Source organism: Actinomycetospora sp. NBRC 106378, assembly GCF_030269685.1.
GTDB lineage: Bacteria > Actinomycetota > Actinomycetes > Mycobacteriales > Pseudonocardiaceae > Actinomycetospora.
On sequence record NZ_BSTT01000017.1, the window covers coordinates 1 to 15,882 of the forward strand.

A 15,882-nucleotide genomic window follows, 5' to 3' on the forward strand; every position below is an offset into this window, starting at 1 on the left:
GCATTACGGTGCGACACCGAGGGCCTCCGGTGGTCGAGCTGGATGCGTCAGACACACCCACCTCGCCTCGGAGGCCCTCCTCGATCAACCCGACACGCCGCCGCACACAACGTCTCGGGTCACGACAACTAGCGCTGCATCACGGTCCGGTGTCCGGGAGTTCTTCGAGATCGATCGACACGGTCCTCGAGGCCCTCCGTGCCGGCACCCCCGACCCGGCCGCCCTGGACCACCTCCTGGCAGCCCCGAGCCGAGTACCGCTCTCATCGCCCTCTCACGAGCGCTGACGACGATCCGGTCGTCGTCCCGTCGCGCGGGCGGACCGTCCTGGTCCGCCCGCGCCCTCGCGTTCAGGAGCCCCCGCCGTGCACCAGTTGAGCTGGCTCGAGGCGATCGTGATCGGAGCGCTGCAGGGCGTCGCCGAGCTCTTCCCCGTCTCGAGCCTGGGCCACAGCATCCTGCTCCCCGCCGTGGTCGGCGGGAGCTGGGCGCAGGACCTCGACGTGTCCGCCCCGGAGTCGCCCTACCTGGCCTTCATCGTCGGCCTGCACGTCGCCACCGCCCTGGCCCTGCTGGTCTTCTTCCGCCGCGACTGGGTGCGCATCGTGCGCGGGCTGGTCACGAGTGTGGTGCGACGCGAGGTCGTGAGCTCGGAGCAGCGCCTCGCCTGGCTCCTCGTGCTGGGGACCATCCCGGTCGGGCTCGCCGGGCTGCTGCTCGAGCACACCTTCCGGGTCTATCTCTCCCGCCCGGTCCCCACCGCGCTCTTCCTCGTGCTCAACGGTCTCGTCCTGCTCGGGGCGGAGGCGCTCCGCCGACGTGCGTCGGCCCTGGCTCCGGTGCGCACGCCGGCCGCCGGCACCGACGGCGACCCGGCGGCACGCACCGTCGCGCTTCGCGTCGACCCGGGCACGGGGAGCGCACCGGCCGGGGACGGGGTCGCCGCGGACACCCGGCTCGCGCGCATGTCCGTGCTGCGCGCCGTCGGGATCGGGGCCGCCCAGATCGCCGCGCTCTGCCCCGGCATCAGCCGCTCCGGGGTGACGATGGCGACCGGGCTGATGCGCGGTCTGTCCCACGAGGACGCCGCCCGCTTCTCGTTCCTGCTCTCGACCCCGGTGATCCTCGCCGCCGGCGTGCTCAAGCTCGGCGACCTCGCCGGCCCCCTCGGTGACGGCGTCCGCCCTCAGATCCTCGTGGGCAGCCTGCTCTCCTTCGTCGGCGCCTACCTGTCGGTCCGCTTTCTCACCCGCTACTTCGAACATCGCTCGCTGCGGCCGTTCGGCGTCTACTGCATCGCCGTCGGGATCGGCTGTCTGGTCTGGTTCGGCGTGCGCTGACCCCGTCGGAGGTCACACCACGCCCGCCACCGCCTCGATCGCAGCCACCGGATCGAGGCGGGGAGACGAGGTCACGACCGCCACGGGGTCGACGGCCTCGGCGAGGGCCAGGCCGAGGTCGGTCCGGGTCCTCGCCCAGACGGCGACCCCGGCGTCGTGGAGGGCCGCTGCCACGGCCTCCGCCGACCGCGGCACTCGATAGCAGATGACCCGGCGGCCCGTGAGGACCGCCGGCCAGCCGGACCGGCCACCGGTGGGGTCGACGACCACGTCCGCTGCGGCGACAGCCGACGCCTGACCCAGGTCGCCCAGCAGGGAGGTACCGACACCGAGGGCGTCCACCCGACGGGCAGCGGCGTGGTTCTCCCCGCACATCACGAGCGGCCCCGTGCCCCACGACGCCAGGTCGCGCACCACCTGCGCGCTCCGTCGCGCGTCGGCGGCCCAGGCCGGCACCACGACCCTGGTACGTCCGGTCCCCCGTCCGTTCGCGCCGAGGAGGCTCCCGATCCCCACGCCGTCGACCGCCACGAACGACACGCCGTCGGCGACGACCACGATCCTGGCGTTGACGGGAAGGCCGGCGCCGGAGGCGGTCATCCCACGACTCTGGGCGACCCGCGATGTGGTCGTGATGAGAGCGCTCAGCCGTCCTCGGCGCCGAGCTTCTTCTCCCGGCGGGCCTGGATCGCCTCGATCGCGATCGGGACCAGGGAGATCACGACGACGAGGATGAGCATCAGCTCGATGTTGTCCTTGACGAACGTGAACTGGCCGAGCACGGCGCCGAGCAGGGTCACCCCGGCCGCCCAGAGGATCGCGCCGAGGGCGGAGAAGGTGAAGAAGCGCTTGGCGTCCATGCGCCCGACCCCGGCCATGACGGTGCTGAAGGTGCGCACGATCGGCACGAAGCGGCCCAGGACGATGGCCCGGTTGCCGTACTTGTCGAAGAACTTCTGCGTGCGCTCGACGTTCTCGCGCTTGAACAGCGTCGAGTTCGGCTTGTCGAAGATCGCCGGGCCCGCCTGGTAGCCGATGCCGTAGCCCACGACGTTGCCCGCGAAGGCCGCGACCACCAACACGACGCAGACCAGCCACAGCGGGGTCTCGATCAACCCCGTGGTGGCGGCGAGCCCGGAGATGAACAGCAGCGAGTCACCCGGCAGGAAGAACCCGATCAGCAGCCCGCACTCCGCGAAGAGGATCAGGGCCACCCCGAGCAGCGCCCAGGGCCCCAGATCGGCGATGAGCGTCGGCGGGTCCAACCAGGAGGGACCGAGCGCGACGAGGGACGAGCCGATGGAGGAGGCCACCGCGCGGACGCTAGGTCGGCCCGGATGTGAGCGGGATGTACGCGGCGTCGGACCGAGGAGCCGGGGCGCCATCGGTGGGGGCGACGCGCATCGGACGCCGGGCGGTCCGGTGATGCAGCACCACGGCAGCGACAGCGAACAGGACGAGCACGGCGCCGGCCGCCCAGTACGCGATCCGCGCGGGTTCGCCGACGACGGCGACCGTGGCGTCGCCGATGGCGAGCCCGCCGACGAGGGCGTTCACGACGGCCCCGGGCCGACACCGGGCACCGGGGGTCCGCCGTCCGAGCCACGACGCGACGGCGACCGCGAGGAAGCCGACGCCGAGCAGATGCAGCAGGAGTGCTCCGAGGACCGTGCCGTTCATGGCCGCGACGGTGGTGCACGGATGGTGTGCGATCGGTGAGAGTGCCCGTTCTCGTCCCGCTGACATCGCGGCGCGTCCGGCACGCTCGAGACGCAGGCTCGACGTGACGGTGCACGGACCCGTGGGGGCGGTCAGCCCTCGGGGCGGGCGACGGCCCGGGCCATCAGCGCCTGCGCCATGACGGTGACGACGCGGCGGTCGTAGGTCAGGACGTAGTCGAAGAGGCGGTCCCCGTCGGGCCCCCGGGTGTGCAGGTCCTGCGCGACGAGGGCCCCGGCGAAGTGCGGGCCGAGGACGACGACGCTCCACTCGTCGCGCAGCGGGTCGTCCGGGGCCAGGTCGGCCCCGCGCACCCCGGGGACGGGTTCCGGGCCGATGTCCGCGCCCAGGGCGACGACGAGCGTCGTCCGTTCGGCGAGCTCGGCGTACCGGTGTGCCACGGCGGCGGTGACGTGACGCCGCTCCTGGAAAGCGGCGAGGACCACGCTCGGACCGTCCGTCACCGCGGCGTGCTCCTCGAGCAGGCGGCTCACCTCCCGCAGCAGGCCCGCGGTCCCGGGGAGCGGGTCGCGGTGCCGGGCGCCGATCGCGAACGGGCTGTCGGGGCGGGGCCTCGTCCTCGGCAGCCGTGGCGGCGGGAAGACCTGCCGGCCCGGGTCGGGGGGCGGGACGTCCTCGATCGGGCCCGGGCACCCGAACCGCCACCCCTGGCCGTGGGTCGCGCCCAGGGAACCGGCGACGTGTTCGTGCACCTCGGTCTCGATGCCCTCCGCGAGCACGATCGCCCCGGACTCCTCGGCGAAGGCCGTCACCGCGGTCATGATCCGGGCCAGGTCCGGGCCGGAGTGCCGGTGCAGCACGGCCAGGTCCAGCTTGACGACGTCCGGACGCAGGAACGGCAGCAGCGCCAACGACGCCGGCTCCGCCCCGACGTCGTCGAGCGCCAGCCCCACCCCGGCGCCGCGCAGCGTCCCGGCGAACGACAGCAGTCCGCCCGGGTCGGCGAGCAGCGCCCGCTCGGTGACCTCGACGACGACGTTCAGGCGATGCACCCGCGGGGCCACGAGCAGTTCGGGCAGCGGCCCCTGCCCGGTCATCCCCGCCGGCTCGACGTTGACGAACAGGCTCATCGGACGACGGAGCTGCGCCTCGACGGCGACCTCGAGCGCACGGCGTTGACACAGGGCGTCGAGGTCCGCGAGCCGTCCCCGCTCCCGCGCCGCGCCGAAGAGCCGGTCGGGCGCGTGCAGGTCTCCCCGCGGGCCGCGTGCGAGGGCCTCGTAGGCGACGACGGCCCGATCGTGCAGGCTCACGACCGGCTGGAACACCGGATACACCGCCTCCGCGGCGATCACCGCGTCGAGCTCCACCCCGATCTCGTCGAACACCCAAACCCCCCGGTTCGCGGTGTCGGGCCGGTTGCGGCCCGACACCCGGCTCCAGACCATGACACCGAACGAACGAGTTGGCCACCCAGCGTCGGTCGAGCGTGCGGCCGGGGTCGCGCGGAGCCGAGCACTCCCGACCTGACGCCGGATCCCGGCCACCCCGATCGTTCGACGGCTATCCTCGTGGCGTGTCACTGGGGCCCGCGACCGTCTTCTCGTTCCGCGAACGCGACCTCGACGGCGCGAAGGCCGCCGTGGGGCAGGACTTCTTCACGACGTCGATGGACCTCGTCGACCGCACGTCGGACTACGACTTCCGCTTCGACGGCGTCGTCCTCGGCTCCCTGGCGGTCGGGGTCGCACACATCAACTCCGCCCTCGAGATCGGCACGGCCGACCTGGAGGACTGCTACTACGTCAACTACTCCGCCTCGGGCACGATGCACGCCCGCCACCGCCGGCGGGCCGTGGACGTCACGCCGGGCTACGGCGCGGTGTACCACCCGGTCGGCCCCGTGGCCATGAGCACCAGCGACGACTACGGCTCCTACGCGGTCCGCATCGACCGGCGCGCGGTCAACGAGGCGCTGGAGGAGCAGCTCGGTCATCCCGTGCCGCTCGACCCGGTGCTCGACCCCCGCATCGACCTGCGCAGCGCGCCCGGTCGGCGCTGGGACCGCCTGGTGCGGCTGCTGTGCGAGGAGTCCCGCACGACGCCGAGCGTGCTGAGCCACCCGATGATCGCCGCCCCCCTGCACGACGCCGTGGTCACCGGCTTCGTCCACACCGCCGGGCACCGCTGGCGGGACGCCCTGGAGCAGCCGACGAGGTGCTGGAGCCAGATCCCGGTGCGGCGTGCGGTGGAGGCCATCCGGCACGACCCCGCCCAGCCGTTCACCCCCGCCGGCCTCGCCCGCCTGGCCGGCGCGTCCACCCGCACCCTGCACGACGGTTTCCGGCGCCACCTCGACACCACCCCGATGGCCTTCCTGCGCCACGTCCGGCTCGAGCGGGCGCACCTCGAGCTGCGCGCCGCGGACCCGACGACGACGACGGTGGCCACGGTCGCGCACCGCTGGGGCTTCAACCATCTGAGCCGGTTCTCCCAGACCTATCGCGAGACGTACGGCCGTCCGCCGGCCGCGACCCTCCGCCGCGGCTGAGCCCGGAACCGTCCGGCGCCGGACGGTCGGGTGTTGCCGTCGGCGGATCGACCGTGGGCCGCCCGCTGCGCGAATCTGTCGGTACCGACCCGGCCCCGACGGCGCGAGAGTGAGCGAACGCGTTCGATGACGCACGACGACGACCTGATCGACCCCGCGTGCCCGTCCGCCGTGGGGTCGACGCGAGTGCTCCGGGCCCGGCCCGTCGTGGACGCGGCGGCAGCGGCGGAGGTGCGGCGGGAGAGCCGGGCCCTGCTGGCGCGCTCGACCGCTCCGATCGTCGTCGACCTCACGGCCGTCCGCCACGTCGAGCCCGGTGCCGCCGGCGTCCTCCGCGACGTGGCCCGCGAGGCGGGTGACGCCGACGTCGACCTCCGCGTCGTCCGCGCCTGCCGGCGCGCGACCACCCGGGCCCTCCTCGACGACGAGGCCCTCTACGAGATCTACCCGACGCTCGCCGCGGCCCTGTGACGCGGCGTCCCCGGGGGCGCGCCGTCACCGCCTCCCCCGCCCGGTCCGCGTGACCGGTCCCGATCGGCCGTCCGACCGCCTCCCCCCGGCGACGGACGGTTGACGCGGGACGGGGTCCGGACGTTCGCCCTCCCCCGGGCGCCCCGGTCCGACCCCGTCCCGCGACCCTCTCTCAGCTCCAGCCGAGCGTGCGGACCGCATCGTCGGCCACGTCCTCGTCGACCATCAGCTCGTAGGTCCGCGGGCGCATGACCGTGGCGGAGGAGAAGTCCCGCCGTCCTCCCTGCAAGGCGTGGACCACCAGCCCGAGGATCGCGCCAACGACCGCACCGAAGACCAGCCCGTACACGGTGAGCAGCAGGAGACCGATCAGCGGGACGATCCAGCTCAGCAGCCCGAACAACCATCCGATCAGCGCGCCGGTGACGGCCCCGCCGGCCGCGCCGCGCAGCGCCGCCCGCGGGTAGTCCAGGCGGCCGGTGACCTGCTCGACCAGTTCGAGCTCACGTCCGACGATCGCGACCCGCTCGACCGGGAAGCCCCGGTCGGACAGGGCGTCGACGGCTCGCTCGGCCTCGGCGTAGTTCGGGAAGCCGGCGATGGACCGGCGCGACGGCGCGCTGGGGACGCGGGACCGCGCCGGTGGTGCCGTCACGCGGGGAGACTGTTCGCTCATCGTCGGACGTCCTCGATTCCTGTCCGTGGGCGGCCCGGCGGCCGCAGCCGCGCCACGGCCGACGGGCCCGGGTGCACCGCCACGGTCACACCCGGGGCTGCGGGGCCGCATCGACTTCACGGCGGCAGACCTCCGGCCCCGGCTCGACCCGGCGGGTCGAACCCCCCGCTCTCAGCCGTGCAGGGTGTGGCTGGGCGACCGCCCGTACGCGTCCCGGTAGGCGACGGCGAAGCGGCCGGGATGGGCGAATCCCCAGCGGGCGGCGATGGTGGTGACGGTGTCCCCGTCGCGGGGGTCGGCGGCCTGCAGGTCGTGGTGGGCGGCGTCCAGGCGGACCCGGCGCAGGTAGGCCATCGGGGTCGTCTGCAGATGACGGGCGAAGGCGTACTGCAGGGCGCGCGGGGTGACGTGCGCGGCGGCAGCCATCTCGGCCAGGGTCATCTCGCGGGCCGGGTCGGTCTCGATGAACGCCACGGCGCGACGGACGGTGTCGGGGTGGGCGTCGTGGCGGTCGGTGGCCGTGGGCGCGGCCAGGGCCGTGTTGGGGAAGGTGTGCAGCACGGTGGCAGCCAGGTACTGGGCGGCCGCCGCGACGGCCAACGGCGCGCCGGGATCACCCAGCACGTCGTCGAGGTGGTCGATGACCCGACGCAGCCGGGCCGCGGCGGCCGGCGTGACCGGGTGGTGGTCGAGCAGACGCACCGGCCCATGGTCGTCGAGGGGCGCGGCGACCTGCCCGAGCAGGGCGGGGTCGAGCATCGTGATGCCGTAGCGCGCGTGGTTGATCCGCCCCCGGTAGGGACGGTCCGGCGGGGCGAACGAGAACACCTCCCCCGGTCCGTACGACTCGGCGGACCGGTCGCCGTCGACCTGGTGGTCGTCGACGCTGCCCGCCTCGATGTCGCACAGGCAGATGGTGCCCAGCGGTGCGGCGTCATAGCTCATGGTGAAGCCGAGCTCGAGACGGTCGACGCTGACCCCACCGCCGGTGACGCGGGAGATCCGGGCCGGGGAGCGGTCGCGGTTGCCCGACCCGATCCGCATCGGGGCGTAGTGGGTGCTGAGGAACTCCTCGGTGGCACCCAGCTGATCACTTTCGAAGACGACGAGCTCGTCAGGTCGTGTCACGTCACGATCTCCCATCCGGCCTGGGCCGTCGGGTGAGGGGCGGTCGGAGCGTGACTGGTCAGCGTGACCGTCCACCGGACAGTGTGTTCGTTCCGTGGCCCGCGGTCCAGTACCGGCTTCGCTGAGGGTGCTGCCACCCACGGCCGTCACGCGACACCGTTTGCCTCGTGAGGACCACGCAACGTCATGGGTGCAATCCGGTGGACCGCGATGGAGCCTCTGGGGGAGCGCAGGCCGTGAACCCCCGACGACCCCCGACCGAGATCGAGGCGGTCCTCGCCCGCGACCACCGCTTCCAGGCGGGGCTCGGCCAGGCCCTCGTCACCGATCTCCCGGAGCAGGGACTTGCCGAGGTCCTCCACGAGCACCTCGGCCTGGCCGTGACCGTGGAGGACGCCTTCGGGCGCGTCCTGGTCCGGGCGGGTGGCGACGGCCCGCCCGAGCGGTCGACCCGTACGCAGCGTGACCGTCTTCTCGACGCGGCCCGGCGCGGGTCGGGGCCGGTCCGGGTGGGAGACCGGCTGGTCGGGGTGGCCGCCTCCCCCGGCACCCTCCACGGCCTGCTCGTCGTCCACGACCCAGCGGGCACGCTCGCGCCCCCCGACGGGTCGGCCCCGGACCGCGACGCCCACCTCGTGAGCCCCTGGGACGGGGCCGTGCACGCGATCGGCCTGACCACCAGCGCACTCACCCTGCATCTGCTCCACCGCCGATCCCTGGCCCGGACCGAACTGCGGCTGCGCCACGACCTCGTGGAGACGGTGCTGCTCGAGTGCCACCCCGACGACCTGGAGGCGGAGGTCGATCGGCGGGTCGGTCGGTCGTCGGCCTGCGGCCACGACCTCACCGGCCCCCACCGCGTGCTGGCCGTCCGACCCCGCGGCGGACGCTGGCCGGACGGCGGGACGGTGGGCGACCTCATGGAGCTCGCCGCGCGCCGTCTCGACATGTCCTTCCTGGGGACCCGGCAGGGGCAGACCGCCGTCCTCGTGTGCGGGCCCCCGGCCGCGTGGCTGGACGCCGACGGGTCCGCGACCGCCCCGTGGTCGGACCGTGTCGGCAGCGGTGGGGACGGTCGCGACCGCCTCACGCGCGCCGAACAGGCGTGGCGGATCGTCCACGAGACGTTCAACGACGTGCTGGGGGGCGCCCCCGCGATCGGGATCGGTGGCTTCGTCGCACGGCCCGAGCACCTCTCCCGTTCCTACCGCGAGGCGATGCAGGCCCTGACGGTGTGCACCCGCCACGGGGACGTCGGGGGCCTGATCGCGTTCGAGGAGCTCGGGATCTACCGGCTCCTCGCGACGCCCGAGAGCCGCCGGGAGGCCCGCGCGTTCGTCGACGACTGGCTGGGCAGCCTGATCGCCTACGACGCGGAACGGCACGCCGGTCTGGTGCAGACCCTGGGCGTCTACCTCGACCAGGGCGGCAACTACGACGCCACCGCCGCCGCGCTGCACATCCACCGCTCCACGTTGCGCTACCGGCTGGGACGCATCCGGGAGCTCTCGGGGCACGACCTCACGGACGTCGACACCCGCCTCAACCTGCACGTCGCGGTGCGCGCCGCCGTCGTCGCCGAGCCGCCCGTCCTGCCCGCGGGGTGACGCCCGTCCGGACTTCGCGCCACCGGGTCGGGCACGGACGGTCGGTTCCGCCACGTCGGGTCGACGCGGGCGCAGCGGCCACCCGGCGAGGGTGGGCGTACCCGGGGGCGCGCTGTCCCCTGCCCGGGTCCGGACGGACGCGCGGGCCCGTCTGACGAGGAGGAACGATGTCCGAGCACGGACGTCACGGCACCGCCACGATGGAGGCGGCGGATCGCGACACCACGGTCATCGGCCTGCTGGCCGACCCCGACACCCCGACCGAGGTCGCGACGAAGCTGGCCGACCAGCTCTCGCCCCTGCTCAACGACTACGTCGACGGCGAGGTGGTCTGGGACGTGCGGACCATGACCCACCCGGTCACCGCGTCGGTCCAGGACCCCGAGGAGGTCCTCGACGTGGTGGCCGACCAGGCCGCGGAGGCCGGCTGGGACATGGGGGTCTACCTCACCGACCTGCCGATCCAGCACGGCAGCCGGCCGGTCCTGGCCGACATCGACCACGACCGCAGCGTCGCCGGGCTGTCCCTGCCCGGGTTCGGGGCCTTCCGGCAGCACGAGAAGGTGCGCAACGCCGTCGTCCGCCTGGTCGCCGACCTGGCCGGGGTGGCCGACGCGGGTCTCGATCAGGAGGAGCACCACCCGGGCCGTCTCGGGCGGGCGCTCGGCCGGCGTCTGGGGCGGATCCGCGCCGTCGAGGCCGACGAGGGCCGGCACACCCGGCGGTACGTGGCGAGCCGCGGCTTCGGCCGGCTCCGCCTGCTGCTCGGGATGGTGCGCACCAACGAGCCGTGGAAACTCGTGCTGGGGATGCGCACGGCCCTGGCCGCCGTCATCGGCACGAGCGCGTACCTGACGATCAACACGACCATGTGGTTGCTCGCGACCCGCCTCGGCGCCCCCAAGCTCACCCTGACCATGGTGGTCGCGGTGGCGCTGATGGTGGCGTGGATCATCGGTGCCCACCACCTCTGGGAGCGCGCCGACGACGACGAGGACCGCGAGGAGGTCTGGCTCTTCAACGTCTCGACGGTGCTGACCCTGTCGATCGGCGTGCTCGTCATGACCGCCGCGGTGTACGTGCTCACCCTGGTCGCTTCGGTGTTCTTCCTCGAGCCGTCCGTGTTCGCCCAGTACCTGGGACGGCCCCCGACGTGGAGTGACCACCTCCTGCTGTCCTGGCTGGCCACCGGGCTCGCCACGGTGGCCGGCGCCCTCGGTTCCGGGCTCGACAGCGAGGAGGCCGTGCGCCGCGCCGCCTACGGCTACCGCGAGCGTCAGCGCCGCGACGAGGTCACCGAGGACCAGGACGGCGGGGGCAACGGGGACGACGGGAACGACGACGGGGACCGGAAGGACCGGTCCCCGTCGTCGTCCTGACCGCGGCCGGGGTCAGGCGCCGCCGCGCTGCGTCGCGGCGGCGAGCGCCCGGTCGCGCTCCCGGTCGCGCTGCTCGTCCCGCAGCTTCACGTAACCGTCGTCGTCGCCCCCGATCGGCTTGGCCGCGCCCTCGAGGGCCTCACCGACGAACCGGATCGGCACCGGGAGCGAGCGGTGCGTGAGCATCACGAGGAACGGGGCCGCTGCGATGAACGCGCCCAGGGGCGGGTCGATCAGTCCCAGCGCCAGGGCGACGCCGACGCCGCCGAAGTAGCCGATCGAGCGTGGGACGTCGACGAGGACCGGTCCGATCCGGACCTCGAGGGTCGCTGATTCGTCCGACATGGATGTCCCCTCAGGGCGTCAGGACGACCTTCTCGCAGCCGTCGGCCTTCTCGAGGAACGTGCGGTAGCCCTCCGGCGCCTGCCCGAGCGGCAGGCGGTGGGTGATGACGAACGAGGGGTCGATGTCCCCGTTGCGGATGTGTTCGAGCAGTGTCGGCATGTAGCGGTGCACGTGGCACTGACCGGCGCGCATGGTCAGGTACCGGTTCATGAACGACCCCATGGGGAACTTGTCGGTCACGCCGCCGTAGACCCCGATGACGGAGACGATGCCGCCGTTGGCACAGCTCGCGATGGCCTCGCGGAGCACGTGCGGACGTTCGGTCTCGAGCCCCAACGCCTGCTTGGTGCGGTCGTAGGCGTGGACCGCGCCGTGGGCGTGGTGGGCCTCCATCCCCACCGCGTCGATGCATTTGTCCGGCCCGCGTCCCCCGGTCATCTCCACGAGCGCCTCCGGCACGGAGACCTGCTCGTAGTCCAGGGTCTCGGCCCCGGTCTCGGCCGCCATCCGGAGCCGGTAGTCGATCCGGTCGATCGCGATCACCCGCTCGGCACCCCGCAGGAAGCAGCTCGCGATCGCGAACTGGCCGACCGGGCCGCAGCCCCAGACCGCGACGACGTCGCCGGGGCCGACCTCGGCCATGTCGGCGCCCATGTACCCGGTCGGGAAGATGTCCGAGAGGAAGAGGACCTTCTCGTCGGGGAGCTCCGACTCGACCTTGAGCGCCCCGAAGTCGGCGAACGGCACCCGGGCGTACTCCGCCTGGCCACCGGGGTAGCCGCCCAGCATGTGGGAGTAGCCGAAGAGCGCTGCCGGCGAGTGGCCCATCAGCTTCTCGGCGATGCCCGCGTTGGGGTTGGAGTTCTCGCACAGGGCGGTGAGGCCGCGTTCGCAGGCCCCGCACACGCCGCAGGCGATCGGGAAGGGCACCACCACGCGATCCCCGACCGACAGGTCGTCCACCCCCGGGCCGGTCTCGACGACCTCCCCCATGAACTCGTGCCCGAGGACGTCGCCCTCGCGCATCGTCGGGATGAACCCGTTGTAGAGGTGCAGATCGGAACCGCAGATCGCGGTCGAGGTGATCTTCACGATGGCGTCGCGCCGGTTGAGGATCGTGGGGTCGGGGACGTCCCGGACCTCCACCGACCGCTTCCCGGTCCAGCAGTTGGCTCGCATGACAGTCTCCTTCCGCCTCAGGCGACCGGCTGGGCCGGGCGCTGGGCGAGCTGCTGACGGGTGGACTGACCGGACGGGCTGCCCCCCGAGCGGACGACCTCACCGATCTCCAGGACCTGCTTGAAGCGGCGCAGGTCGTCGCGCAGCTGCTGGTTCGGCTCCTCCCCCAGCAGCGTCGCCACGGCGGCCCCCGTGCTCCCGCCGGGCGGGCGGTACCGCAGGTCGACGACGATCTCGGTGCCCCGGCCGCCCGCGGCGTCGCGGAACCGCACCGTGCCCGCGTTCTCCACGTCGGCGCCGGCGACCGAGCGCCACGAGATCTCCTCGTCCTCACGGTCCGTCGTCATCTCGGCGTCCCAGCGGACCGTCGTCCCGGCCGGCCCCGAGGCCTCCCAGTGGGAACGGCCCGACGGGTCCACCCGCACCGTGCGCAGGTGCGCCATGAACTCCGGGAGGTGCTCCAGGTTCCGCCAGTGGCGGTACGCCTCGCCGCGCGACCGGTTCACGGTGATCGCGGCGGTCGCGCGGCACTCGCCGTCGTCGGACTCCTGCGACAGTCGGCGGGCCGCCGCGACGTCCGTGGCGGTCACCCCGGCGAGCGCGGCCAGGGTCAGTCCGAGCCGGGTCGGCGAGGCCCCGCTCCGGGCCGCACCGGCCACCACCGTGGCGATGTCGAGCACGTCGCCCGCGATCCGGGTCCGCACCCAGGTGGCCTTCCTCCGCCCGCCGAGGATGCCGGCCCCGTGCACCAGCTCCCGGACGCCGTAGAGCATCGTCGTCGCGCGGCCCGTCGGGCCGGGATCGCGGACCCCCGCCAGGCGGGCGACCACCCCCGGGCTGGCGACCTCCGCGGCGCCGAGGGCCAGGCTGAACACACCCAGTCCCGCCACCAGGCCCGCCGTCCCGTTCGATCGGCTCGAGCCCGTTCCGGTCGTCGTCATGCCGTCCTCCTCTCGTCGTGCGTTGCGAGGAGGTGGTAGCCGTTCGTCGCGACACCCCGGGCGACGGGCGCGGATTCCGTCCGGCGAGGACGACGGGCCCGGTCCGGATGCGGTCCGCCGGGTCGAGGCGGACCCACGGCCCGTCCGACCAGGGGAACCACGGTGGGGGGCTTTCGGCCGGGCAGGCCGGTGCCCGGCCGGTCCGGCCCGGGTCATCGTGACCGGACAGGGCCCGAACCACCGGAGGAGACAGGTGACCAGGGGAATCAGGGACACCATCCGTACGGCACGACCGATCGGGGACGAGGAGGAGGCGGCGGACACGCTTGTGACCGCGCTCGTCCGGTCGGCCCGCGGCATCGCCGGCTGCGACCACGTCGCCGACGTCCTGACGTGCGTGGCGGAGGGCGCGGCCGCGGTGGTCCCCGGCGTCCAGGACGCCGGGGTCACCGTGCGGGGCCCCGACGGCCTCGCCTGCGCCGCGTCCACGACCGACACGGCGGCCGCCGTCGACCGGGCCGCGATCCGGGCCGCGGAGGGGCCGTGCTTCGAGGCGGTCGCGCGGGCCGGCACCGTGGTCCTCGCCGACGCGGCGACCGAGACCCGGTGGCCCCAGTTCGTGCAGGAGGCCGTCCGGCACGGCGTCCGGGCCAGCCTGTCCGTGCCGTTCAGCGGGCGGTGGCCGGTGGGAGCCCTCAACCTGCACGTCACCGGCCACGCGCTGGCCGATCCCGCGCTGCGCGACCGGATCTGCCGTGAGGCGCGCATCTTCGCGCTCTACGCCTCGATCGCGCTCGCCGGAGCCCACCGGGTGGAGAACCTGGAGCGGGCGGTCGAACGACGTGACGTCATCGGCCAGGCCAAGGGCATCCTGATGGCGCAGCACGACATCGACGCCGACGATGCGTTCGAGCGCCTGCGCCAGGCCTCGCAGCACACCAACATCAAGCTGCACGACATCGCGTCCTGGGTCGCCGCGCGACGCACACCCTGAGCCACCCCGCACCTTGACCGCAGGGGTCCGTTCGGGTTCCGTGTCGAAATGCAGGACACGCAGCGTGGCGGGGTCGATGCGATCGGCGACGATCCGACCTCGGACGACCGAATGGCGTCGAGCGGCCGGCAGACCCGGGCCGAGGTGGAGGCCGCTCTCGCCCGCGAGTTCCGCTTCCAGGAGCAGCTGAGCCGGGCGCTCGTCACGGAGCGTCCCGAGCAGGGCATCGCCGCGGTGCTGCACGACCACCTCGGTCTCGACGTCGCCGTCGAGGACCCGTTCGGGCGGGTCCTCGCCCGGGCCGACGGGACCGCCACGTACCCCCGGCTGACCCCCGTCCAGCGCGACCACCTCGTCGACGCGTCGCGGCGCGTGTCGGGCCCGCTGCGGGTCCGCGACCGGCTGGTCAGCATCGCCGCCACCCGCGGCGCCGTGCTCGGCCTGATCGTCGTCCACGACCCGGACGCCACGCTCGAGCCGGCGGACCGGAAGGACCCGGAGAGCGACGCGAGACCGGGGAGCCCGCGGGCCGGGGCCCTGCACGCGGTCAGCCTGGCCACGGGCGCCCTGACCCTGCACCTGCTGCACCGCCGCAACCTGGCCCGGACCGAACTGCGGCTCCGGCACGACCTCGTGGAGACGGTGCTGCTCGAGTGCGAGCCGGACGACCTCGAGGCCGAGGTCGAGCGCCGGATCGGACGGGCGTCGGCCCTCGACCACGACCTGACCGGACCCCACCGCGTCCTGGCTCTCCGCCCCCGGCACGGTCGCTGGCCGGAGGGCGAGGCCGTCGGGGACCTGATGGAGCACGCCGCGCGCATCCTGGACATGGCGTTCCTCGGCACCCTGCGCGGACAGACCGCGATCCTGGTGTGCCGGCCCCCCGCGGCGTGGCTCGCCGAGAGCGGCGCGGCGACCATGCCGTGGTCGGGTCGGACGAGCGCGGCCGCGCCCACCGGGCGCGGTGGCTCGGCCGAACCCCGCTCCGGACCGGCCTGGCAGGTCGTCCACGACGCCTTCACCCACGTGCTGCAGGACGCCCCCGCGATCGGGGTCGGCGGCTTCGTCGACCGGCCCGAGCACCTCCCCCGCTCCTACCGCGAGGCCATGCAGGCCCTCACGGTGCGCTCGCGGCAGGTCGACCCTCGCGGGCTGCTCGCCTTCGAGGACCTCGGGCTCTACCGGCTCCTCGCCACCCCCGAGGGCCGGCGGGAGGCGGGCGCGTTCGTCGAGGACTGGATCGGCACCCTGCTCGCCTACGACGCCGAGCGCCAGGCCGACCTGGTCCACACCCTCGGGGTCTACCTCGACCACGGCGGGAACTACGACGCCACCGCGGCCGCCCTGCACATCCACCGCTCGACGCTGCGCTACCGCCTCCAGCGCATCCGCGAGCTGTCCGGCCACGACCTCGCGCACACCGACACCCGACTGAACCTGCACGTCGCCGTCCGCGCCGCCGTCGTCGCCGAGCCGGCCGTCCTCCCCGACACGGGTTCGTTCCCCGCCCCGTGAGCACCACGCCGACCGCGCCGGACTGATCTGCGGAGCCGATGTCCCCGCGTCCGCGCCCCGGCAGCGTGGGCGGGG

The 15,882-nt window shown here is 74.0% G+C and carries 16 protein-coding genes; 7 read left to right on the forward strand and 9 right to left on the reverse strand.

Annotation, left to right across the window (positions count from 1 at the left end; all coding sequences use genetic code 11):
- Positions 1 to 365: 365 nt before the first annotated feature.
- Complete coding sequence (locus QSK00_RS26190; protein ID WP_285595709.1) at positions 366 to 1,340, forward strand: undecaprenyl-diphosphate phosphatase; 975 nt, start codon at positions 366 to 368, stop codon at positions 1,338 to 1,340.
- A gap of 12 nt (positions 1,341 to 1,352) precedes the next feature.
- Here QSK00_RS26190 and QSK00_RS26195 read toward each other — a convergent pair whose 3' ends face one another.
- From QSK00_RS26195 to QSK00_RS26210, 4 genes are all read right to left on the reverse strand, one after another.
- Positions 1,353 to 1,940 (reverse strand): hypothetical protein, encoded by a 588-nt coding sequence (locus QSK00_RS26195; RefSeq protein ID WP_285595711.1) that lies wholly within the window; start codon positions 1,938 to 1,940, stop codon positions 1,353 to 1,355.
- 44 nt (positions 1,941 to 1,984) lie between these two features.
- Positions 1,985 to 2,653 (reverse strand): DedA family protein, encoded by a 669-nt coding sequence (locus tag QSK00_RS26200; protein WP_285595713.1) that lies wholly within the window; start codon positions 2,651 to 2,653, stop codon positions 1,985 to 1,987.
- Between the two features lie 10 nt (positions 2,654 to 2,663).
- Complete coding sequence (locus QSK00_RS26205; protein WP_285595714.1) at positions 2,664 to 3,020, reverse strand: hypothetical protein; 357 nt, start codon at positions 3,018 to 3,020, stop codon at positions 2,664 to 2,666.
- A 131-nt stretch (positions 3,021 to 3,151) separates the two neighbouring features.
- Positions 3,152 to 4,468 carry a sensor domain-containing phosphodiesterase gene (locus QSK00_RS26210; RefSeq protein ID WP_285595716.1) on the reverse strand — a complete coding sequence of 439 codons (1,317 nt, stop codon included), beginning with the start codon at positions 4,466 to 4,468 and terminating at the stop codon, positions 3,152 to 3,154.
- A gap of 128 nt (positions 4,469 to 4,596) precedes the next feature.
- Here QSK00_RS26210 and QSK00_RS26215 point away from each other — a divergent pair, with 128 nt between their 5' ends.
- Both QSK00_RS26215 and QSK00_RS26220 read left to right on the forward strand, forming a co-directional pair.
- Positions 4,597 to 5,571: an AraC family transcriptional regulator gene (locus QSK00_RS26215; protein ID WP_285595718.1), complete on the forward strand. Its 975-nt coding sequence runs from the start codon at positions 4,597 to 4,599 to the stop codon at positions 5,569 to 5,571.
- Positions 5,572 to 5,697: 126 nt separating this feature from the next.
- On the forward strand, positions 5,698 to 6,042 hold the full coding sequence (locus QSK00_RS26220; RefSeq protein WP_285595719.1) for an STAS domain-containing protein: 345 nt from the start codon (positions 5,698 to 5,700) through the stop codon (positions 6,040 to 6,042).
- Between the two features lie 172 nt (positions 6,043 to 6,214).
- On the opposite strand, the gene QSK00_RS26225 is transcribed toward QSK00_RS26220, so the two are convergent.
- Together QSK00_RS26225 and QSK00_RS26230 are read right to left on the reverse strand one after the other, a co-directional pair.
- Positions 6,215 to 6,697, reverse strand: coding sequence for a YflT domain-containing protein (locus tag QSK00_RS26225; protein ID WP_285595721.1), 483 nt, complete (start codon positions 6,695 to 6,697; stop codon positions 6,215 to 6,217).
- A 192-nt stretch (positions 6,698 to 6,889) separates the two neighbouring features.
- Positions 6,890 to 7,846, reverse strand: a complete 957-nt coding sequence (locus tag QSK00_RS26230) for a helix-turn-helix transcriptional regulator (RefSeq protein WP_285595723.1) — start codon at positions 7,844 to 7,846, stop codon at positions 6,890 to 6,892.
- Positions 7,847 to 8,082: 236 nt separating this feature from the next.
- On the opposite strand from QSK00_RS26230, the gene QSK00_RS26235 reads away from it, so the two are divergent.
- Both QSK00_RS26235 and QSK00_RS26240 read left to right on the forward strand, forming a co-directional pair.
- A complete protein-coding gene (locus QSK00_RS26235) occupies positions 8,083 to 9,453 on the forward strand; it encodes a PucR family transcriptional regulator (protein WP_285595725.1) in 1,371 nt (456 codons plus the stop codon).
- 167 nt (positions 9,454 to 9,620) lie between these two features.
- The gene (locus QSK00_RS26240) at positions 9,621 to 10,832 is read left to right on the forward strand and encodes a hypothetical protein (RefSeq protein WP_285595727.1); all 1,212 of its coding nucleotides are present in this window, start codon (positions 9,621 to 9,623) and stop codon (positions 10,830 to 10,832) included.
- A 12-nt stretch (positions 10,833 to 10,844) separates the two neighbouring features.
- Here QSK00_RS26240 and QSK00_RS26245 read toward each other — a convergent pair whose 3' ends face one another.
- Genes QSK00_RS26245 through QSK00_RS26255 form a run of 3 tightly spaced genes read right to left on the reverse strand, consistent with a single transcriptional unit; the run spans position 10,845 to position 13,298 of the window.
- The gene (locus QSK00_RS26245) at positions 10,845 to 11,177 is read right to left on the reverse strand and encodes a hypothetical protein (protein ID WP_285595729.1); all 333 of its coding nucleotides are present in this window, start codon (positions 11,175 to 11,177) and stop codon (positions 10,845 to 10,847) included.
- 10 nt (positions 11,178 to 11,187) lie between these two features.
- Positions 11,188 to 12,357, reverse strand: coding sequence for a zinc-dependent alcohol dehydrogenase (locus QSK00_RS26250; protein ID WP_285595731.1), 1,170 nt, complete (start codon positions 12,355 to 12,357; stop codon positions 11,188 to 11,190).
- Positions 12,358 to 12,374: 17 nt separating this feature from the next.
- Positions 12,375 to 13,298 (reverse strand): SRPBCC family protein, encoded by a 924-nt coding sequence (locus tag QSK00_RS26255; RefSeq protein ID WP_285595733.1) that lies wholly within the window; start codon positions 13,296 to 13,298, stop codon positions 12,375 to 12,377.
- Positions 13,299 to 13,626: 328 nt separating this feature from the next.
- On the opposite strand from QSK00_RS26255, the gene QSK00_RS26260 reads away from it, so the two are divergent.
- Together QSK00_RS26260 and QSK00_RS26265 are read left to right on the forward strand one after the other, a co-directional pair.
- Positions 13,627 to 14,292 carry an ANTAR domain-containing protein gene (locus QSK00_RS26260; RefSeq protein ID WP_285595735.1) on the forward strand — a complete coding sequence of 222 codons (666 nt, stop codon included), beginning with the start codon at positions 13,627 to 13,629 and terminating at the stop codon, positions 14,290 to 14,292.
- A gap of 48 nt (positions 14,293 to 14,340) precedes the next feature.
- A complete protein-coding gene (locus tag QSK00_RS26265; protein WP_285595737.1) occupies positions 14,341 to 15,807 on the forward strand; it encodes a PucR family transcriptional regulator in 1,467 nt (488 codons plus the stop codon).
- Positions 15,808 to 15,882 lie beyond the last annotated feature (75 nt).

Bases quoted from the DNA above. Each gene is read 5' to 3' on its own strand.
- QSK00_RS26195 (WP_285595711.1), bottom strand. From the start codon at position 1,940: ATGACCGCCTCCGGCGCCGGCCTTCCCGTCAACGCCAGGATCGTGGTC.
- QSK00_RS26205 (WP_285595714.1), bottom strand. From the start codon at position 3,020: ATGAACGGCACGGTCCTCGGAGCACTCCTGCTGCATCTGCTCGGCGTC.
- QSK00_RS26210 (WP_285595716.1), bottom strand. From the start codon at position 4,468: ATGGTCTGGAGCCGGGTGTCGGGCCGCAACCGGCCCGACACCGCGAAC.
- QSK00_RS26220 (WP_285595719.1), top strand. From the start codon at position 5,698: ATGACGCACGACGACGACCTGATCGACCCCGCGTGCCCGTCCGCCGTG.
- QSK00_RS26240 (WP_285595727.1), top strand. From the start codon at position 9,621: ATGTCCGAGCACGGACGTCACGGCACCGCCACGATGGAGGCGGCGGAT.
- QSK00_RS26245 (WP_285595729.1), bottom strand. From the start codon at position 11,177: ATGTCGGACGAATCAGCGACCCTCGAGGTCCGGATCGGACCGGTCCTC.
- QSK00_RS26250 (WP_285595731.1), bottom strand. From the start codon at position 12,357: ATGCGAGCCAACTGCTGGACCGGGAAGCGGTCGGTGGAGGTCCGGGAC.
- QSK00_RS26255 (WP_285595733.1), bottom strand. From the start codon at position 13,298: ATGACGACGACCGGAACGGGCTCGAGCCGATCGAACGGGACGGCGGGC.
- QSK00_RS26265 (WP_285595737.1), top strand. From the start codon at position 14,341: ATGCAGGACACGCAGCGTGGCGGGGTCGATGCGATCGGCGACGATCCG.